The organism is Cellulomonas terrae (assembly GCF_007990265.1).
GTDB lineage: Bacteria > Actinomycetota > Actinomycetes > Actinomycetales > Cellulomonadaceae > Cellulomonas > Cellulomonas terrae.
This window is the reverse complement of the sequence record NZ_BJWH01000026.1, coordinates 1-18,679: the sequence shown is the minus strand read 5'-3', so window position 1 is coordinate 18,679 and position 18,679 is coordinate 1. Positions and strand designations below refer to the sequence as shown.

The 18,679-nt window shown below is 70.6% G+C and carries 17 protein-coding genes; 9 read left to right on the top strand and 8 right to left on the bottom strand.

The window, feature by feature from the left end; all coding sequences use genetic code 11:
- Window positions 1–71: 71 nt before the first annotated feature.
- Window positions 72–1,733, bottom strand: coding sequence for a nuclease-related domain-containing DEAD/DEAH box helicase (locus tag CTE05_RS17950; RefSeq protein ID WP_246123737.1), 1,662 nt, complete (start codon window positions 1,731–1,733; stop codon window positions 72–74).
- A gap of 102 nt (window positions 1,734–1,835) precedes the next feature.
- Window positions 1,836–2,780, bottom strand: a complete 945-nt coding sequence (locus CTE05_RS17945) for a hypothetical protein (protein ID WP_146847668.1) — start codon at window positions 2,778–2,780, stop codon at window positions 1,836–1,838.
- A gap of 172 nt (window positions 2,781–2,952) precedes the next feature.
- Between CTE05_RS17945 and CTE05_RS17940 the strand changes: the two genes are divergently transcribed.
- Both CTE05_RS17940 and CTE05_RS17935 read left to right on the top strand, forming a co-directional pair.
- Window positions 2,953–4,071 (top strand): M10 family metallopeptidase domain-containing protein, encoded by a 1,119-nt coding sequence (locus tag CTE05_RS17940; RefSeq protein ID WP_146847667.1) that lies wholly within the window; start codon window positions 2,953–2,955, stop codon window positions 4,069–4,071.
- 553 nt (window positions 4,072–4,624) lie between these two features.
- A complete protein-coding gene (locus CTE05_RS17935; protein WP_146847666.1) occupies window positions 4,625–5,782 on the top strand; it encodes a class I SAM-dependent methyltransferase in 1,158 nt (385 codons plus the stop codon).
- Here CTE05_RS17935 and CTE05_RS17930 read toward each other — a convergent pair.
- Window positions 5,767–6,204, bottom strand: coding sequence for a hypothetical protein (locus CTE05_RS17930; protein ID WP_146847665.1), 438 nt, complete (start codon window positions 6,202–6,204; stop codon window positions 5,767–5,769). The genes CTE05_RS17935 and CTE05_RS17930 overlap by 16 nt on opposite strands.
- Window positions 6,205–6,272: 68 nt before the next feature.
- Window positions 6,273–6,734: a putative universal stress family protein gene (locus CTE05_RS17925; RefSeq protein ID WP_146847664.1), complete on the bottom strand. Its 462-nt coding sequence runs from the start codon at window positions 6,732–6,734 to the stop codon at window positions 6,273–6,275.
- 69 nt (window positions 6,735–6,803) lie between these two features.
- Between CTE05_RS17925 and CTE05_RS17920 the strand changes: the two genes are divergently transcribed.
- The 5 genes from CTE05_RS17920 (at window position 6,804) to CTE05_RS17900 (ending at window position 12,859) form a co-directional block, all read left to right on the top strand.
- Entirely contained in the window at window positions 6,804–7,115 is a 312-nt protein-coding gene (locus tag CTE05_RS17920; protein WP_146847663.1) for a putative quinol monooxygenase, read from the top strand.
- Between the two features lie 73 nt (window positions 7,116–7,188).
- A complete protein-coding gene (gene fucP, locus CTE05_RS17915) occupies window positions 7,189–8,529 on the top strand; it encodes an L-fucose:H+ symporter permease (RefSeq protein WP_146847662.1) in 1,341 nt (446 codons plus the stop codon).
- A gap of 32 nt (window positions 8,530–8,561) precedes the next feature.
- Window positions 8,562–9,947 (top strand): MoxR family ATPase, encoded by a 1,386-nt coding sequence (locus tag CTE05_RS17910; protein WP_146847661.1) that lies wholly within the window; start codon window positions 8,562–8,564, stop codon window positions 9,945–9,947.
- Window positions 9,940–11,922: a vWA domain-containing protein gene (locus tag CTE05_RS17905; protein WP_146847660.1), complete on the top strand. Its 1,983-nt coding sequence runs from the start codon at window positions 9,940–9,942 to the stop codon at window positions 11,920–11,922. The genes CTE05_RS17910 and CTE05_RS17905 overlap by 8 nt, the downstream gene beginning before the upstream one ends.
- A gap of 40 nt (window positions 11,923–11,962) precedes the next feature.
- Complete coding sequence (locus CTE05_RS17900; RefSeq protein ID WP_146847659.1) at window positions 11,963–12,859, top strand: SDR family oxidoreductase; 897 nt, start codon at window positions 11,963–11,965, stop codon at window positions 12,857–12,859.
- A gap of 3 nt (window positions 12,860–12,862) precedes the next feature.
- On the opposite strand, the gene CTE05_RS17895 is transcribed toward CTE05_RS17900, so the two are convergent.
- Genes CTE05_RS17895 through CTE05_RS17885 form a run of 3 tightly spaced genes read right to left on the bottom strand, consistent with a single transcriptional unit; the run spans window position 12,863 to window position 14,828 of the window.
- Window positions 12,863–13,639: an SCO1664 family protein gene (locus CTE05_RS17895; protein ID WP_246123736.1), complete on the bottom strand. Its 777-nt coding sequence runs from the start codon at window positions 13,637–13,639 to the stop codon at window positions 12,863–12,865.
- Window positions 13,618–14,136 (bottom strand): DUF3090 domain-containing protein, encoded by a 519-nt coding sequence (locus tag CTE05_RS17890; RefSeq protein WP_146847658.1) that lies wholly within the window; start codon window positions 14,134–14,136, stop codon window positions 13,618–13,620. The genes CTE05_RS17895 and CTE05_RS17890 overlap by 22 nt, the downstream gene beginning before the upstream one ends.
- A 5-nt stretch (window positions 14,137–14,141) precedes the next feature.
- Window positions 14,142–14,828, bottom strand: coding sequence for a histidine phosphatase family protein (locus CTE05_RS17885; RefSeq protein WP_146847657.1), 687 nt, complete (start codon window positions 14,826–14,828; stop codon window positions 14,142–14,144).
- 138 nt (window positions 14,829–14,966) lie between these two features.
- On the opposite strand from CTE05_RS17885, the gene CTE05_RS17880 reads away from it, so the two are divergent.
- Complete coding sequence (locus CTE05_RS17880; protein ID WP_146847656.1) at window positions 14,967–16,397, top strand: glycoside hydrolase family 18 protein; 1,431 nt, start codon at window positions 14,967–14,969, stop codon at window positions 16,395–16,397.
- A gap of 51 nt (window positions 16,398–16,448) precedes the next feature.
- Entirely contained in the window at window positions 16,449–17,075 is a 627-nt protein-coding gene (locus CTE05_RS17875; RefSeq protein WP_146847655.1) for a DNA alkylation repair protein, read from the top strand.
- Between the two features lie 7 nt (window positions 17,076–17,082).
- Here CTE05_RS17875 and CTE05_RS17870 read toward each other — a convergent pair.
- On the bottom strand, window positions 17,083–18,679 hold a 1,597-nt coding region (locus tag CTE05_RS17870), incomplete at its 5' end, for a phospholipase D family protein (RefSeq protein ID WP_307724303.1).

Genomic DNA, 18,679 nt, shown 5'->3' with positions numbered 1-18,679 from the left:
CCAATCGGCTTGGCGCCAGGGAGGGTTAAGTCCATCTAGCGACTCAGGTGACTCGGCGCCCGTGCGTCCTGTCACAGCGCAGGCGGCGCCCCGGCGAACCAGGTCTCGGCATGCGCGAGCCGCTGGCGGGTTCGCTCGCCTCCCAACCCCTCGATCGTGCCGCGTGGTCCGACGACCACCAGGAGCGAGCGGGCGCGCGACATCCCGGTGTAGAGCAATGACCGTGCACGTTCCAGCTCGCGGAACCCGTTGACTGCCAGGACGACGGCGCTGCGCTCGAGGCCCTTGAACCCGAGGACGTGCCCGTAGAACACGTCGTCCTCGGCGAAGAAGCCGTCCCAGTACTCGTCGTGCCCGGACGCGGTGAGCTCGACCTGCAGGGGGTGTCGGCGACCGGTGGCCAGCAGGGCAATCTGGCCGGGGTACCAGCCCTCGGCGAGGAGCTGCTCGACCATGTCGTCGGCGGCACCGATCGCGTCGTCCGCCGGGACATCGACGATCCGTACCGGTGACCCGTCCCAGCCCCGTGGTCGTGTGACCCCGTCGCGCAACGACCCGGAGAGCTGCGCGATCTGCTTCGTGGAGCGGAGGTTCTCGTCCAGGACGACGGGATCGACGCTGATCGGAACGACGCCGTCGCGGGCAAACACCCGCTGCGCCTCATCGAGGAAGACGTAGAGCCTGCCCTGCTCAGGATCGCGAAGGCAACGGAGCAGAGGCGGCCACCAGTCGTCGCCGAAGTCCTGGGCCTCGTCGACGACAACCGCGTCGAACAGGTCGCGCGGCCCACGCGAGGCCGCGAGGCGCCCCAGGTGCGCGGGAAGCTCGGACTCCCAGTACGCACTGTCGTCGTCGGAACCCGCCGGTGCACCCCAGCGGACCGGGAGGTCGTGGAAGAGGCCGACGAATGCCGGTCGCTCCGCGGGTCGCCAGGTTTGGGTGACGCGGACAAGGTAGCGGGCGAGGCCACGGGAGTAACAAAGCAGCGCAACGCGGTCGCCCTCCTTGGCGCGCCGGCGTGCCTGTTCCAGCGCGAGCCACGTCTTGCCCGTGCCGGCGGCGCCGACGACCTGTAGGCGTCGGAAGGTGCGCAGTGCATCGAGCAGACGGGCCTGATCGCGCGTGAGCTGGTCGAGGTGGTCCTCATGCTCGGCGGCGTGCGTCAGCGCATCGACCTGCGAGGGGAACGAGCCCGTCAGGTAGGTGATCAGGGCCTCGAGCGCTCCAGCGTCCAGGCCGGCGCGACCGACACCGTGGTCCTCGATCGCGCGCTTCACGAGGAACGCGATGTGCGACAGGTCGTCGCGGTCAACGAGCATCGCTCGCGGAAGGTCCGGTGCCTCGAGCGTGCGCGGTACAGGCGTATGGGGAAGGGCGACCAAGTGAGCGATGCGCGCGTGCGCGGCGTCGAGCCCGTTCTGGCGCAGAAGACCGGTCAAGACATGGCGGGCATCCTGGACCTGGTGCACAGGATCGATCGAGTGCTGAGCCTCGCCCGATCCCTGCCACCATCGGCCGTCCCGGCGGGTGATGTAGCCGCCCTTCACCTCGATGGCCGCCAGTCCGACCCCGGGCCACGCGACGAGGAGATCGATCTCCCGCTCGGTCGCGCCGTCCTGCAGGCCGACGCCTGTGAAGACGACGGCGTCGTCGGGGAGCTGGCCGCGCAGGGCCTCCCACGCCGCGCGCTCTGCGACGCCGCCGTCCCGGAAGTCCGGGTCCGCGGGCAGCATGCGAGGCATGAGCACTGTCTATCGCATCACCTCTGCGGGGGAGTCTCGCGCCGTCGCGACCGCGGGTGAACTGCGGGCCGGAACGGGACCCCCGCGCCGGCGTCAATGCCGGGGATCGGAAGTCGATTCGAAAGTGTTAGTTTCCGCCAGCCACGCAACCCACTGGTCGATTGCTGCTTGGCTGACGTCTGCCCAGTCATCAGGGTTCCGTCCGTAGTGCTCGAGAACGCGCCACATCGACGCATTGAGGGCGCCGAGCACCGAGGACGTCAGAATGCAGAACCACGCGAACGGCAGACCGAACTCTGCGCGAAGCGCGCCGGGAACCGTTGACGGCGTGTCCGACAACAAGAATGGGTGGAATCCGTGCATCTGTCCGTGTACGACGGCCGAGGTGCGCCGGTAGACGAGGCCACCGACGTCGATCGTCTGGCTCGCGGGCGCGGCGAGTCGCGTGATGAGAGCCTCGCCGGTCGGGACTGGAGGACCGAGGCGGCCCGGATGGACGATGCCTCGCTTGGTCGTCGTCGGAGCATTGAACCTAAAACCGTGGTTGTCGGCCCCAGTGGCTATGTCGTCGATCGTCCTCTGGAAACGTCCATCTGACTTCCCGAGCATGTTCGCGAGGTTCTCCTCCTGAGCGAGTGAGACGAGGCGCAGGTTGAACCTGCGTCGTATCCGCTCGCGGCCGCCGATCCCGTCCTCGTACAGCCACGACAACGTCGCGAGCGCTTCGAGAGTGGGGCGAACGAGCGACGAGATGGAGAGGCTGACTCCGGGTGTACCGGTGAGGGCGGCGAGCCCGCGCAGGTGGTCCGCGATCGCTGCGACCCGTGGCACGACTTCGATGCAGACCATCTCGGAGCCCAAGCCCCACTTCCCGTCGTACCGGCTGTCGGCGCGTTCCTCGGCCGCGACGCTGCCGTCCGCGACGAGCACGGACTCATCGACGACATAGGCCTGGGCGGCGTCGGCGAGTTCTTCCAGGTGGCTCGCCGCAAGGCGAAGCTCGTCGGGCTCGGCCCGGCGGACGTAGGGCGTCTCCACCGCCGCAACATAGCCGAACGGCAATTGTCGACCCCGGTAGTGACCAGTGCGGAAAAGTCCGAGCCGCCCGCGCACGCAAGCGGATCCCCGAGCTGCGATTCGACTTCAGTTACGACCTCGGCGAGCCGATGACCAGTGCGAACGCCAACCTGAAGGGCACCAGAGCCAGCCTGTGAACGAGATCCCGCACGACGACCTGCCCCGGTCACCATCCGGTCGTGTCCCCAAGTGGGTCGCCGACGAAGCCCGCACCGGAAAAGAGAACGTCCCCGACCTGTGGCGGCAGGGACCCACGGTGTACGGGCCGCCGGCAACCGTCCAGACATCGAGACCGGCGCGGCACGGTCGCCGCGCTGGGCGCGTCACTCGGCGCAGCGTTCGCGTGTCGCGGCGTCCAGCCCGGGGCATCCGGCAGTCCGCGGGGTACCAGAACACGCTCGTCGTGTTCGTCGTGGTCGTGTTCATCACAGGGGCCTGGTTCAAGTACGGGAACGCGTTCGGGACGCACACCCCGGTTGCCGGAGCGCCCACTGGCCTGGGTGGCATCAACGTCCCCGTGCCGCCCGCACCAGGGGCGGCGGCGGGCACGACCATCCCCGAGAACGTCCGCACAGCGATGGGGTTCCCCACGCCCGGATTCGAGGCGGGCGCCGTCTCGCTCGGGCAGCCGACGGTCGTCTCCCCAGCGTCGAGTTCGTACAAGTTCCTGCACGTCCAAGCCGACGGCATCACCCCGGTCTCGTGGGACCCGTGCCGCCCGATTCACTACGTGACCCGGACCGCCGGCGCACCACCTGGCGGCAACGACATGATCGCGGCCGCGGTCTCGGCAGTGTCGGCAGCGAGCGGGCTGGTGTTCGTCAATGACGGCGCCACCGACGAGAGCGACCCGCTGCGCAGCACGCGGCCGCTGTCCCAGCCGGCCCTGTATGGCGACCGATGGGCCCCGGTCCTCATCCAGTGGGACACCGAAGCGCAGAACATGCGTCTTGCCGGCAAAATCGCCGGCGTTGGCGGACCGACACCGGTGTCCATCGACGGCCAGTTGCTGGTCAACGTGACCGGCGGCATCCAACTGGACGTCGAGCAGGTCATGGACGCCCAGGCGTACGACGGGCAGGGCGTCACGATCGTGATGCACGAGCTCGCGCACCTCGTCGGTCTGGACCACGTCGCCGACCCCGGCCAGATCATGAACCCGTCCGCGGTGCCCGGCGTGAACACGTTCCAGGCGGGAGACCTGACCGGTCTGGCCCTGCTCGGTAAGGGGTCCTGCGACCCACGCCTCTGACCAGGTTCCATACCAGCGGACCGTGCCGAGCGACATGTCTGGCCCAGGTTCAGTGAAGGCTGGGGCTCTGCAACTGACGAATCGGGCCGTTCGCGATGCCCGCGCCAGCCACGAACCTCACGACCGGCGGCGACGAGCTCGACGCCCGTGGGCAACTTGCTACCGCTCCGCTGCCGACGGAAGAAGGCCTTCTAGCGTGGGCACCTGGAGCGTCCGCTCAGTTCAAGCGCCACCACCAAGCCAGAGTCGAAATCGGAGGCGAGATCCAGTACCGGCTCCTCGGTCCAGAAAGGAGCGTTGATCTTGTCAACGCCAGGGCCCCAGGGCCCGACACGACCCGCTGGGCCGCGAGTGGCCTCCGTGCATATCCGCAGGTACGGGCTTCGGACCAACGGTTCACGACGGCATTCAACTGGTTCGATTCCCGCCACCTCCACCAACGAAGCGCCTTTGACCTGAACTAACCGGGTCAAGGGCGCTCGTTGTTCTTGCCGCCTTCGCCGAGTCCGGCTGCCGCGCCGTCCAGTCCGCCCCGGCCGCTAGCCTCGGGGGCGTGGACACGGCGGCTGAGCACTCCGAGACCGACGTGTTGGCCAACCTCCGGCGCTACCCCGACGTCGAGGCACCGAACCTGTACGCGGTCGACGCGAGCGACCGGCTGATCCTCGACGAGGCCGCGCCCGAGCTGGAGAAGGCAGCGGGAGGCGTCGTCGTGATCGGCGACCATCACGGCGCGCTGACGCTCGGTGCGATCGCGCGCTACGGGTTGTCCGGGGTCCGCACGCACCAGGACCGCCTGCTCGGCGAACGGGCGTTGCTTGCGAACGCCGAACGGCTCGGCATCGACGGGTTCACGAGCCACGGGCTGACGCCCGAGGTCGTCGCGGGTGCCCGTGTAGTCCTCCTCCAGCTGCCGCGGTCGCTCGACGCGCTCGAGGAGATCGCGGGCCTGATCGCCGACCATGCCGACCCTGACGTGGTCGTCGTGGCGGGGGGCCGGGTCAAGCACATGACGACGGCGATGAACGAGGTCCTGGCGCGTCACTTCGTGAGCGTGCAGGCGCACCTCGCCCGGCAGAAGTCGCGCGTGCTCGTCGCCAGGGAGCCGAAGGACGAGCGGCCGGAGAAGCGCTGGCCCGAGCCCAAGGAGCACCCGGACCTCGGCATCACGGTGTGCGCCCACGGCGGCGCGTTCGCCGGCACCGGGATCGACATCGGCACGCGCGCGCTGCTGCAGCACCTCGATGCGATCCCGCACGACGCCACGAGCGCGGTCGATCTCGGCTGCGGCACGGGTGTGCTGGCCGTCCTCCTGGCACAGAGGAGCGAGAACCTGGTGGTCACCGCCACTGACGAGTCCGCGGCGGCGGTGGCCTCAGCCGAAGCGACGGTCGCCGCGAACGGCCTGGAGGGCCGCGTGCGGGTCGTGCGTGCGGACGGTGCTGAGACGGTTCCCGACGCGAGCGTCGACGTCGTGCTGCTCAACCCGCCGTTCCACGTCGGCGCGGCGGTGCACGACGGGGTGGCCAGGTCGCTGTTCGCGGAGGCCGCGCGAGTCCTCACACCCGGCGGCGAGCTGTGGGCGGTGTGGAACTCGCACCTGCGCTACCGGCCGGCGCTGGAGCGTGTCGTCGGGCCGACTCGGCAGGTCAGCCGTGACCCGAAGTTCACGGTGACTGTCTCGACGCGCGGGGGTCAGTCGCCGATCTGACGATCGGCGTCGTCGATGAGCGAGGTCAGGACCTCCGCGACGAGCGAGTCCGCCATCGCCTCGATGCGGGGGAGCTGCGACTTCTGCATCTTGCGGGGCTGGTGCTGGAGGATCCGGAGCGCCCGCTCGACCTGGTCAGCCCGCTGCTTCCAGCCCGTGGCCTGGACCGCGGCCACGGACTCGGCGCCGGAGGACTCAGAACGTAGGACGATCTCGGCCTGCTCCCGCACGGACTCCATCGCACGCGCGATCTTGGCCTCGGGGGTGCGGGCGCGTTGGACGTCGGCGAACTTCTTGCCCAGGTTCTCGAGGCGCTTCTGGAGGTCGGGATTGTTGGCGACGATCACGCTGACCTGGGCCGCGACCTTCTTCGCCAGCGGCCAGGCGACCGCCAGCGCGACGCCTGTCTTCTTCTTCGCCATCTGACTCACGACCTCCGGTGCCGGCTCCGCGACCGACCCTGCCCCGAGGTCCGCCCGTCGGCAACCGCTCAGACGTCCTCCGTGGCCACGGCGGTGACGGGGACCTGGAAGTGGTGGGCGAGCCGGTCGGGGAGGTCCTGGTGGATCCAGAGGGAGAACCGCGTCGGGAGCGTCACGACGACGATCTCGTCGAACGTCCGGCTCGCGGCGGCTTCTTCGACCGCGTGGAGGGGGTCGGGGTCGGCGACCTCGCCGTCGACGGTGATCCCGGCCGCGGTCAGCCTCGTCAGGGCGGCGTCGAGCTTGGACTGTGCGAGCTTGCGCGACTCGGCGGGTGGGTGCGGGAGTGCGAGGGTGCCTCCCATCACGGGCATCGGCATGGAGATGACGTTGGAGGCCAGGTCCTTGATGGGGGTGGCCGGCACGACGAGCCAGAACTCGGCGGGGCCGTCGGCCGCGCGCTCCTGGACGACGCTCAACAGCTGGTCGCTGTCGAGGGTCTGGTTCGCCACGATCGCGTATCGCCGCATGATTCCCCCTTGGTCCGTTCTAGCACGTTCGCGTGCGCGGGAACGGACACACAGGTGTAGACCGAGGGTATGAGCGAACAGGACGAGCAGGACCGAGCGCTTTTCCTCGTCGTCACGATCAAGCCTCGACAGGACCGGCTGGAGGAGGCGGAAGCGCAGCTGCAGTCCATGCGTCGCCACACCCTCACGGAGCCGGGGTGCGTGTTCATGCACCTCACGCAGCCGCAGGACGATCCTGACTCCTGGGTGATGCTGGAGATGTTCCGCTCCCGTGCCGCCTGGGACGAGCACATGCTGCAGCCGTACAACACCGAGGGGAACGCGATCCTGGAGGGTCTGCTCCGGGAACCGTCGGAGCTGCGGCTGCTGGACGAGAAGTGACCGAGTGGTGGGTTCGGTGACTAGGGCTTAGCGTCGAAAGACTCGTATTTTCGCGCTGGCAAGGGGGCCCCGCGTGAGCCGTCCGACAGTCATCAAGCCCGAGCCAGAGCTCGAGAGCTCGCGGAAGAAGGGTCTGGTCTATCCGGGCCTGACGGTTCCGTTCATCCTCGTCGTGACGTGTTTTGCCGCGTGGGGGTCGGCGGCCAACCTCACGGACGTCCTCGTCGGGGTGTTCAAGCACATCTTCCTGATGACGCACTTCCAGTCCGCGCTCGTGCAGTTCGCGTACTACGGCGCGTACTTCGCGCTCGCGATCCCGGCGGCTCTGATCAACAAGCGCTTCGGTTACAAGGTGGGGGTGCTCACCGGACTGGGCCTGGCGACGGTGGGCGGGTTCCTGTTCATCCCTGCGGGCATGGTGCTGGAGTACGGGTTCTTCCTCATCGCCCTGTTCGTGCTGGCGGCGGGCCTGTCGATCCTCGAGACGTCGGCGAACCCGTTCGTGATCTCGATGGGGCCGGAGGCGACCGCCACGCAGCGGCTCAATCTCGCCCAGGCGTTCAACCCGGTGGGCGCGAACGTCGGCGTGCTGCTCGGTGCGGTGCTGATCCTGCCGAACATCACGCCCGAGGATCAGAAGGCCGAGATGTCGGCGCAACAGCTCGAGGCGTCCCAGGAGAGCGACCTGTCGCTCGTGCTCGGGCCGTACACCGGCATCGCGATCGCGCTGCTGCTGATCTGGTTGCTGATCGCCTTCCGCAAGATCAACGTGCCCGACGATCACGTCCACTTCGGGCTCGAGGAGAGGTCCGGCGGAGCCTTCGGGCGGCTGTGGCACAACCGCCACTACCGGTTCGGTGTGGTCGCGCAGTTCCTCAACGTCGGTGCTCAGGTCTGCGCGTGGAGCTTCACCATCCAGTACGCCCAGGACGTCGTCGACGTTCCCGCCTCGCAGGCCGGGTGGTACCTGCAGGCGAGCCTCATCCTCTTCCTGATCTCGCGCTTCGTGATGACGTACCTGCTCGGGATCATCCGGCCGACGAAGCTGCTGTTCGCCATGGGGCTGCTCGGGGTGGTGCTGTCGCTCGTCGCCGTGGTGTCGCCGAACATGATCGGCCTGATCGCCGTCGTGGCGATCTCGGTGTCGCTGTCCCTGATGTTCCCGACGATCTACGGCGTCGCGCTGCAGGGCCTGGGTACGGACACGAAGTTCGGGGCCGCTGGTCTGGTGATGGCCATCCTCGGCGGCGCCCTCATGCCGCCGATCATGGGGCTGATCATGGATTCGTCCGGCACCGCGGCCGGGTTCATCGTCCCCGCGCTGTGCCTCGCCGTCGTCGCCGCGTACGCGCTGTTCGACCTCCGGTCGAAGCGCCACACCGGGCCGCTCGTGACGGAGGGTGCCTCGCACTGACAGGCGTCGGGTGCAGGCTTACGCTCGACCGAATGATGCGTCCCACAGCCACAACCGTCGGCGAGCTCCGCGCCTCCGGCCATGTGCACACCTCGGTCCGGGAAGAGATCCGCGCCAACCTCCTCGCTGCCCTCCGGGAGGGCAGCGACCCCTGGCAGGGCATCCACGGCTTCGACGACACGGTCGTCCCGCAGCTCGAGCGGGCGCTGATCGCCGGCCACGACATCGTGCTGCTCGGCGAGCGCGGTCAGGGCAAGACCCGTCTGCTGCGCACGCTGCAGGGTCTGCTCGACGAGTGGTCGCCGGTCATCGACGGGTCGGAGATCGGCGAGCACCCGTTCGAGCCGATCACGGCCGCCAGCAGGAGGCGCGCGGCGCAGGAAGGCGATGACCTCCCGATCACCTGGCGGCACCGCGACGAGCGCTACGTCGAGAAGCTGGCGACGCCGGACACGAGCGTCGCGGACCTCATCGGCGACGTGGACCCGATGAAGGTCGCGGAGGGCCGCGCGCTCGGCGACCCGGAGACCATCCACTTCGGCCTCGTCCCGCGCGGTCATCGGGGGATCGTCGCCATCAACGAGCTCCCCGACCTGGCGGAGCGCATCCAGGTCGCGATGCTCAACGTGATGGAGGAGCGGGACATCCAGATCCGCGGGTACGTGCTGCGGCTGCCGCTGGACGTGCTCGTGGTGGCCACGGCGAACCCGGAGGACTACACCAACCGCGGGCGGATCATCACGCCGCTGAAGGACCGGTTCGGGGCGGAGATCCGGACGCACTACCCGACCGAGCTCGCCGACGAGGTGGCCGTCATCCGGCAGGAGGCGGTCCTCCAGGCGGAGGTGCCGGACCACCTCGTCGAGATCCTGGCGCGCTTCACCCGGGCGCTGCGGGAGTCGAGCGCGGTGGACCAGCGCAGCGGGGTGAGCGCGCGGTTCGCGATCGCCGGTGCGGAGACGATCGCCGCGTCGGCCCTGCACCGGGCGGCACGGCAGGGGGAGCAGCACGCCGTCGCCCGGCCCGTCGACCTGGAGACCGCCGTGGACGTGCTCGCGGGGAAGATCGAGTTCGAGGCGGGGGAGGAGGGGCGCGAGGACGAGATCCTCGACCACCTGCTCCGCACCGCCACGGCGGAGACCGTCCGCGCGCACCTGCGGGGCATCGACTTCGGGCTGCTCGTGGACGCGATCCAGGGTGGCGCCATGGTCACGACGGGCGAGCAGGTCACGGCGCGTGCCGTGCTGACCGGTCTGCCGTCGCTGGGGGAGTCCGAGCTCTACGACGAGGTCTGCGCGCGGCTCGGTGCCACCAACGACGGCGAGCGCGCGGCCGCGATCGAGCTCGCGCTGGAGGGCCTGTACCTGTCCCGACGGATCAGCAAGGAGTCCGGGGGCGGCGAGACGATCTATGGCTAGGGCCAACCGCCGACTGGCACGCCGGACGCGGTACACCCCGTACGTCGACGGGCCGGACCCGCTCGCGCCGCCGGTCGACCTGTCCGAGGCGCTGGACGCGATCGGCGAGGACGTCATGGCCGGCTACTCGCCCGAGCGGGCGATGCGGGAGTTCCTGCGGCGCGGCGGCCGCGACCAGGTTGGCCTCGACGAGCTGGCGCGACGGGTCGCCGAGAAACGTGCAGAGATCACGCGCACGCACAACCTCGACGGCACCCTGCAGGAGGTCAAGGAGCTCCTCGACCGGGCGGTCCTCGCCGAGCGCAAGCAGCTCGCGCGCGACGTCGACATGGACGAGGGCGACCGGGCGCTGGCGCAGCTGCAGCTCGACAACCTTCCGTCGTCGCCCGCTGCCGCCGTCGAGGAGCTCAACGGGTACGACTGGCGCAGCAGCGAGGCACGGCAGGAGTTCGAGAAGATCAAGGACCTGCTCGGCCGCGAGGCGCTGGACCAGCGCTTCGCGGGCCTGAAGCAGGCGCTGGAGAACGCGACCGACGAGGACCGGGCGGCTCTCCGCGAGATGCTGGCCGACCTCAACGGGCTCCTGGACAGCCGCAGGCGAGGCGAGGACACCCAGGAGCAGTTCGACGACTTCATGGCGAAGCACGGCGAGCACTTCCCGGAGGGCCCGACGACCCTCGACGAGCTCCTGGACTCGCTCGCGCAGCGGGCCGCGGCCGCACAGCGCATGCGGAACTCCATGACGCAGGAGCAGCGCGACGAGCTCGACGCGCTCGCCCAGCAGGCGTTCGGCTCGTCGGACCTCATGAACGCGCTCGGCCAGCTCGACGACAGCCTCAGGGCGCTGCGACCCGGCGAGGACTGGGGCAGCTCCGAACGCCTGGACGGGGAGAACGGGCTCGGGCTCGGCGACGGGACGGGCGTGTTCCAGGACCTCGCCGACCTCGACGCACTCGCGGAGCAGCTCGCGCAGTCCTACGAGGGGTCGCAGCTGGACGACCTCGACCTCGAGAAGCTCGCGCGCCAGCTCGGGCAGGACGCGGTCGTCGACGCCCGAACCCTGCAGCGGCTGGAGAAGGCGCTGAACGAGGGCACGATCCGTCGCGGCTCGGACGGCCAGCTGAGGTTGACGCCGAAGGCCATGCGCCAGCTGGGGAAGTCCGTCCTCAAGGCCGTCGCCGACACGATGTCCGGCCGCACCGGCGGCCACGAGGTCCGCCGCTCCGGCGCCGCCGGCGAGCCGTCGGGATCCACGCGCCCGTGGGCGTTCGGCGACACCGAGCCGTGGGACGTGAGCCGGACCATCACCAACGCGCTGACGCGCGGGTCGCGGACGATCCAGGTCGACGACGTCGAGATCCAGGAGACCGAGGCGCGGACCCAGGCGTGCGTCGCGCTCCTCGTCGACACCTCGTTCTCCATGGCGATGGAGGGCCGCTGGGTGCCGATGAAGCGCACCGCGCTGGCACTGCACACCCTGGTCACGACCCGGTTCCGCGGGGACGACCTGCAGCTGATCGGCTTCGGGCGCGCCGCGCGCGTCATGCAGATCGAGCAGCTCGTCGGGCTGGACGAGAAGTGGGAGAAGGGCACCAACCTGCACCACGCGCTCCTGCTCGCCAACCGGCACTTCCGCAAGCACCCGAACGCCCAGCCTGTGCTCCTGATCGTCACGGACGGCGAGCCGACCTCCCACCTGGAGGCCGACGGCGAGGTCTTCTTCGACTACCCGCCGCACCCGATCACGATCGCGCTGGCGGTGCGCGAGCTCGACGGATCGACGCGGCTCGGGGCGCGCACGACGTTCTTCCGCCTGGGCGACGACCCGGGTCTCGCGCGCTTCGTCGACGCCATGGCCAGGCGCGCCGGCGGCACCGTCGTCACCCCCGAGACCGACGACCTCGGCGCCGCGGTCATCGGGTCCTACCTGAACGCCCGCCGCAACGGCGGCTGGGGCCGCGACGAGGAGTGGTGACGGACCGATATCGTTATCGAACCCACTGGAGGAGATGACGATGTCGCCTGACCAGCTCACGTTCGACAACCCCGTCGAGCGCCACTCCCACATCAAGCCCCACGCCTCGTGGCAGCCGCTGCCCGGCCTGGACGCCGAGCTCGACCCGAAGGCCGACCACGGCGAGACGACCTACCGCGGCACCGGTCGCCTGCCCGGCCGCAAGGCGCTCATCACCGGCGGCGACTCGGGCATCGGCGCGGCGGTGGCCATCGCGTTCGCGCGCGAGGGTGCGGACGTGGCGCTGAGCTACCTGCCGGAGGAGCAGGTGGACGCGGAGGCCATCGCGGAGCTCGTGCGTGCGGAGGGCCGCACGGCGGTCCTGCTCCCGGGGGACATCCGCGACCGGGAGTTCTGCCGGACGCTGGTCGCCGACGCGGTGGAGGGCCTCGGGGGGCTCGACATCCTGGTGAACAACGCGGCGCACCAGGTGTACCACCAGACGTTCGACGAGCTGGACGAGGACGACCTGGACCGCACGATCCAGACGAACCTGTACGCGATGTTCTGGATCACGCGGGACGCCCTGCCGCACCTCGGCCCGGGCGCGACGATCATCAACAGCACGTCGGTCCAGGGCTACAACCCGTCGCCGATGATCATCAACTACGCGTCGACCAAGTTCGGGATCATCGGGTTCACCAAGGCGCTCGCCGCCGACCTCGCGCCGCGCGGGATTCGCGTGAACGCCGTCGCACCGGGGCCGGTGTGGACACCGTTGCAGGTCTCGGACGGGCAGCCGACGGAGAAGCTGAACGGCTTCGGGGAGTCGTCCTGGCTCGGCCGGACGAGCCAGCCGGTCGAGCAGGCGCCGGCCTACGTGTTCCTCGCGTCGCCCGAGTCCAGCTTCGTGGTGGGCGAGGTCATCAACGTCAACGGCGGGGCCAACGTGCCCTGAGGCTCAGAAGAACGGCCACGGGAACGCCGGCATGTCACCGGACGGGCCCGGGAAGACACCGTCGTGGACCAGCCGCTCGCAGCGCGCGGCCAGCGCGGCGACCTCGTCGTCGTCGAGAAGCTCGGAGAGGCGCTGACCGAGGTCGCCGTCCACCGCGGAGAGCACCCGTTCCACGCCCGCGAGCTCGACCGCGTCCAGTGGTTCACCGCGCCAGCCCCACAGGACCGTGCGGAGCTTGTGCTCGACGTGGAAGCTGACGCCGTGGTCGACGCCGTAGCGGTGCCCCGCGGCCGTCGGGAGGATGTGGCCGCCCTTGCGGTCGGCGTTGTTGACGACGACGTCGAACACGGCCATGCGGCGCAGTGCGGGCGAGTCCTCGTGGACCAGGGTCACCGGCCGGTCGTCCTCGTCGACGCCCCGGAAGACGGAGCGCCAGCCGTCCTGAGGGACGGCCGCCACGACGTCGACGGGGTCCTGCGACGCGTCGGGCTGCTGCCAGACCTGCACCATGCCGGGGCCCAGCGGACCGTCGCGCAGGAGCGTGCGGGGGACGACGTCCCACCCGAACGCCTCCGAGACGAGGTACGCGGCCGCTTCCCGGTTCGCCAGCGTCCCGTCCGGGAAGTCCCACAGGGGGCGCTCGCCCGCGACGGGCTTGTAGACGACGCTGACGTCGCCGATCGTCGCGAGGAAGGTCGCGTTCGAGGCGACGGTGATGCGTCCGACGAGCTCGAGCTCACCGCCGACGAGGTCGGGCGTCACGACGTGGGCGCGCCGCACACGTGGCCGTCGTCGAGGGGTTCGCCGCACGTCGGGCACAGCGGCCGGCCCGACGCGACGACCTTCCGGGTGCGCTCGACGAACGCCCGCGCGGTCCCGACGGGCATCCGGACCTGGAGCATCTCGGCGTCCTCGTCGTCGCCCTCGGTCATGGCGAACGCCTCGACGACGACCTGAGCGGTCGACGGGTCCCACGCGAGGCGCAGGAGCCCGGTGCGGAACTGCTCCTCGACGGGCTGGTCCAGCGGGTCGTTGTCGACGAGCTCGGCGGGCGTGGCGGCGGGGACGCTGAACCGGTTCTGCTCGTCGGCCATCAGCGCGTCCAGGATCTCGGCGATCTTCTCGGCGAGCACGGCGGACTGCTGCTTCTCCAGCCCGACGCTGGCGTTCCGGGCACCGTCGCGGACCTGCAGGTAGAAGGCGCGCGAGCCTGGGGGACCGACGGTCCCGATCACCACGCGGTCGGGCCAGTCGAACTGGTGCACAAGGGCCGGCATGTCCGTCACTTTACGAGCGGCCCCGCGCCGCCGCCGACCGTGGCGTCGCCGACCGGACCGGCCGCGCGCAGCCACGACAGGTCACCCGAGTCGGTGTTGGTGGCCACGACCTCGGGGCGGGCCCTCCCGTACCGGACGATCGACACGGACCCGGGGTTGACGGTGATGCGCTGGAAGAGGTCGAGGTGCATGCCGAGGGCGTCGGCGAGGACGGACTTGATGATGTCCCCGTGCGTCACCGCGACCCACACCGCGCCGGCACCGTGCTCGGCCACCAGCGCTGCGTCGTGCCGGCGGACCGCCGCGACGGACCGGTCCTGCATGGCCGCCATCGACTCGCCGCCGGGGAAGGTGACCGCGGACGGCTGCGTCTGGACCGTCGACCACAGCGGCTCCCGGGTGAGCTCGCGCAGCGGCCGGCCCTGCCACTGCCCGTAGTCGCACTCGGTGATGCCGGGGTCGACCTGCGTCGCCAGGGTGTGCTGCTCCGCGATGAGTCGCGCCGTCTGCCGGCAGCGTGCGAGAGGGCTCGACACGATCGCGACCAGGGGCACCGCGGCGATCCGTTCCGCGGCCCGCGCGGCCTGGCCCCGGCCGACCTCGTCGAGGTCGACGCCGGCGGCCCGTCCGCTCAGGATGCCCGCGACGTTCGCCGTGCTCCGACCGTGCCGGACGAGGAGGACTGTGGCCATGCGAGGAGCCTAGGCACATCGCTGCGAACCGGACTCTTGACGTGGATCGGACACCCGGTCATAGGGTGGGGGTACCCGCATTTGGTAGGAGTACTTACTAATCCACGGTCAGACCTCCACAGCGTCGAGGAGAGCCCCATGCGCCGTTCCCGCCGGTTGTCCGTGCTCGTGGCCCTGGCCGTGACGGGGAGCCTCGCGCTCGTCGCGGCCCCGCCCGCGCAGGCGTCGTCGGCGCCCAGGCCCGACGGGCCGAAGAAGGTGGTGACGGCGTACTTCGCGGACTGGAACGTCTACGGTCGCGGCTACTTCGTCAAGGACATCCCCGTCGACAAGCTGAACGTCATCCAGTACGCGTTCGGCGTCCCGGGCTACGACGAGGCGACGGGCAGGGCGAGCTGCGACGTGCTCGACCCGTGGGCCGACTACCAGCAGGTCTACTGGACGGGCGACAACACGGTCGACGGTGTCGCGGACGACCCGAGCAACCCGGACCAGCACCTGTTCGGCAACTTCCACCAGCTCCGCAAGCTCAAGGCGGCGAACCCGCACCTCAAGGTGCAGATCTCGCTGGGCGGCTGGACGAAGTCGACGTGGTTCTCGACGCTCGCCAGCACGCCGGAGCTGCGCAAGGCGTTCGTGGCGTCGTGCATCGACACGTTCATCAAGGGCAACCTGCCCGCCGGCGGGTGGCCCGAGAACGCCGGGGGAGAGGGTGCGGCGGCGGGGATCTTCGACGGCATCGACCTCGACTGGGAGTACCCGACGCAGGTGGCCGGCGGGAACGTCAACCCCGGCCCGGCGGACCGTCGGAACGCGACGCTGCTGGCCGCCGAGTTCCGCAAGCAGCTCGACGCGTACGGCGCCGTCACCGGCGACTACTACCTGCTCACGGCGGCGCTCCCGGCGGCCACGAGCTCGACGAAGTACTTCGAGCTGAAGGAGATCACGAAGTACTTCGACTGGAACAACGTGATGACGTATGACTTCAACGTGCCGAGCGGGCCGAAGGCGTCGCACAACACCCTGTTCACGCCCGACCCCCGGGACCCGAACGCGCGGAACCTCAGCTGGAACACCACCGGCACGGTCGCCTACTACCTGCTCCAGGGGGTGCCCGCGAACAAGATCGTCGTCGGCGTGCCGTTCTACGGCCAGCAGTACCTGCGCACCAGCACCGCGAACCGGGGCCTCTACTCCGCCTTCGACAACACCGGCACGGACGCGAACGTGCTGACCGTCGACGTGACGCCCCAGCCGACCTACCACGCGCTGGTCGACGAAGGGGGCTACGTGGACGCGGCCGGCACCACGGGCGGCGCCGGGTACACGGCGTACTGGAACCCCCTGGCCGGGGAGCCGTACCTGTTCAACCCCGCGGCGGCGCACCCGAACCTGACGACGGGTCCGGCCACGGTCCCGACGCTGATCTCGTTCTCCAGCCCTCGCTCCATCGGCGAGCGCGTGAAGCTCATCAAGGCGCTGCGGCTGCGCGGCGCGATGGCGTGGGAGATCAGCCAGGACTCGGACAGCCACGCGCTGATCAGCGAGCTCGCCCGCGTGCTTGAGTAGGAGGCACAGCCGCAGAGGGGGCGCGACGTGCAGGCATCCGAGGTGCTGGACATGCTGCGCGACCACGCGTCTCCCGATGCGCGCGCACTGCTGGGTCCGCGGTACGGGATCCACGTCGACGAGGCCCTCGGGGTGTCGATGGCGGACATGAAGCGTGTCGCCCGTGTTCTCGGCCGCGACCACACCCTCGCCGCGGACCTGTGGGCGACCGGTGTCTACGAGGCGCGGGTCGTGGCGGGGCTCGTCGACGACCCGAGGGCCGTGACGGTCGAGCAGATGGACTCCTGGTGCGCGGACTTCGACAGCTGGGCGATCTGCGACACCGTGTGCTTCACGCTCTTCGACCGTGCGCCGGGTGCGTGGACCCGGCTCGGCCCGTGGGCTGCGCACGACGCGCTGTTCGTGCGCCGGGCATCGTTCGCCCTGCTGTGGAGCCTCGCGCTGCACGACCACGCGGCCTCCGACGATGCCTTCCGCGCAGCCCTCGACCTCGTCGAGAAGCACGCGGGCGACGAGCGCCCGCTGGTCGGCAAGTCGATCTCGATGGCGCTGCGCGCCGTGAGCAGGCGCAGCGCGGACCTGCGGGCGGCCGTCGTGGCGACGGCGGAGCGACTCGGGGACTCCGACAGCCTCCCGGCTCGACGTGTCGGCCGCACCGCGCTGCGGGAGCTCGGGTAGTCGGCGCTCAGTGGTGCCCGCGCAGCTTCATCGAGGTGGACCGCCCGTCCGGGTCCACGATCACGTGGTAGGCGGGGGACGCCAGCAGGCGCTGCCAGAGGGGCAGGCGCACGATCGCGTGGGTGCGCAGCCGGCCCGGCGGACGCGGACCTGAGCACCCGCCGTCGTACCACGCGTCGAGGGCGGCCGCGCTCGACCGCATCGCCTCGATCGCGTCGGCGGGGTCGATCAGCCCGGTGTCGTCGTCGCGGTCGAGGTGCTCGCGCCACAGCGTCAGCCGGAGCTCGCGCGCGAAGGCTCGTGCGCCGTCGCCCAGGCCCGCGGGATCGAGCGGCTCACGCCCGTCCGGCCGCTGGTCGAGGATCGCGGCGGTGAGCTCGGAGTCGTGGGTCCAGGACCGCCGGTTGAAGTTGTCGCTGCCCACCGTGGCCCACACGTCGTCGACCACGCAGACCTTGGCGTGCACGTAGACGGGGTTGCCGGCGTGGTTCTCGACGTCGAGGACCAGGACGCGGTCGCCGCCCGCGGCGCGGACGATCTCCAGGGCCTGCGCATGCCCGAGGCGCACGGGCGGCAGGCCGAGCCGGTCGTCCTGGTCCGGGTAGCGGGGGACGACGGCGATCAGGTGCAGGCCGGGTTCGCGACGGAGCGCGGCGGCGAAGACGCGGGCGACGTCGGCCGACCACAGGTACTGGTCCTCGATGTACACGAGCCGCCGGGCTCGCCGTAGCGCCTTCGCGTAGCCGCGAGCGGCGCTGCGTTCGCCGGCGGGCGCGAACGGGTAGCGGGGTCGGCGCTGGGGGTAGGTGCGCAGGAGCTGGACCGCGCAGGTGCCGGCCGGCGGCGGGTCGGGCGCCACCGGAGGCAGCCTGCTGGGTTCTCGGTCCTCGCGGCGCAGCACGTCGGGCACGACGTGCCACGGCATCCGGGACAGGGCCGCGGGATCCTCCCACCGCTCCCGGAACACCTCCTCGACGTCGCGCACGGCCGGGCCCCGGATCTCGACGTGGACGTCGTGCCACGGCGGGCGCGGGCCGTATGGACGGGCGAACGGCAGGGCCTGCGGGTCGCCGCGGTGGTCGGCGTCGTCCCGACGGCCGTGCGCCAGGTCGATCCCGCCGAGCAGGGCGACGTCGTCGGCCGGCCGGTCGGCGTGACGGATCACCACGAACTTCTGGTGGTGGCTGCCGACCGCGCGGACGCGCTGATCGAGCAGCACCTCGCCGCCGACGTCGTTGACCCGCTCCGCCAGGGTGCGGTTCTCCTGGTTCGAGAACCGCAGCCGGTCGAGGTGCGACCGCCACATCAGCCCCTTGACCAGCGCGCCGCGGAGCACGGCGGCCGACAGCGCCTCCCGGACGGTCGCGCCGCCCTCCGACAGCTGCTCGTCGGGGTCCCCGCGCCAGTCGCTGAACAGGACCAGGTCGCCCTCGCCCGCGCGCGCCAGCTCCTCCGCGAGCACCGCGAAGTACGTGGAGCCGTGCACGAGCGGCCGCACTGCGTTGCCCTCGGTCCACGGCCGGATCCGCGTCGCGTCGTTGCCGCGCTGCTCCGCCGTGAGGAACCACCCGAGCTCGGTCCGCCCGCCGGTGACCGCCGGCAGG

Bases quoted from the DNA above. Each gene is read 5' to 3' on its own strand.
- CTE05_RS17900 (WP_146847659.1), top strand. From the start codon at position 11,963: ATGTCGCCTGACCAGCTCACGTTCGACAACCCCGTCGAGCGCCACTCC.
- CTE05_RS17905 (WP_146847660.1), top strand. From the start codon at position 9,940: ATGGCTAGGGCCAACCGCCGACTGGCACGCCGGACGCGGTACACCCCG.
- CTE05_RS17930 (WP_146847665.1), bottom strand. From the start codon at position 6,204: ATGGCGAAGAAGAAGACAGGCGTCGCGCTGGCGGTCGCCTGGCCGCTG.
- CTE05_RS17910 (WP_146847661.1), top strand. From the start codon at position 8,562: ATGATGCGTCCCACAGCCACAACCGTCGGCGAGCTCCGCGCCTCCGGC.
- CTE05_RS17950 (WP_246123737.1), bottom strand. From the start codon at position 1,733: ATGCTGCCCGCGGACCCGGACTTCCGGGACGGCGGCGTCGCAGAGCGC.
- CTE05_RS17920 (WP_146847663.1), top strand. From the start codon at position 6,804: ATGAGCGAACAGGACGAGCAGGACCGAGCGCTTTTCCTCGTCGTCACG.
- CTE05_RS17925 (WP_146847664.1), bottom strand. From the start codon at position 6,734: ATGCGGCGATACGCGATCGTGGCGAACCAGACCCTCGACAGCGACCAG.
- CTE05_RS17890 (WP_146847658.1), bottom strand. From the start codon at position 14,136: ATGCCGGCCCTTGTGCACCAGTTCGACTGGCCCGACCGCGTGGTGATC.
- CTE05_RS17885 (WP_146847657.1), bottom strand. From the start codon at position 14,828: ATGGCCACAGTCCTCCTCGTCCGGCACGGTCGGAGCACGGCGAACGTC.
- CTE05_RS17875 (WP_146847655.1), top strand. From the start codon at position 16,449: ATGCTGCGCGACCACGCGTCTCCCGATGCGCGCGCACTGCTGGGTCCG.
- CTE05_RS17880 (WP_146847656.1), top strand. From the start codon at position 14,967: ATGCGCCGTTCCCGCCGGTTGTCCGTGCTCGTGGCCCTGGCCGTGACG.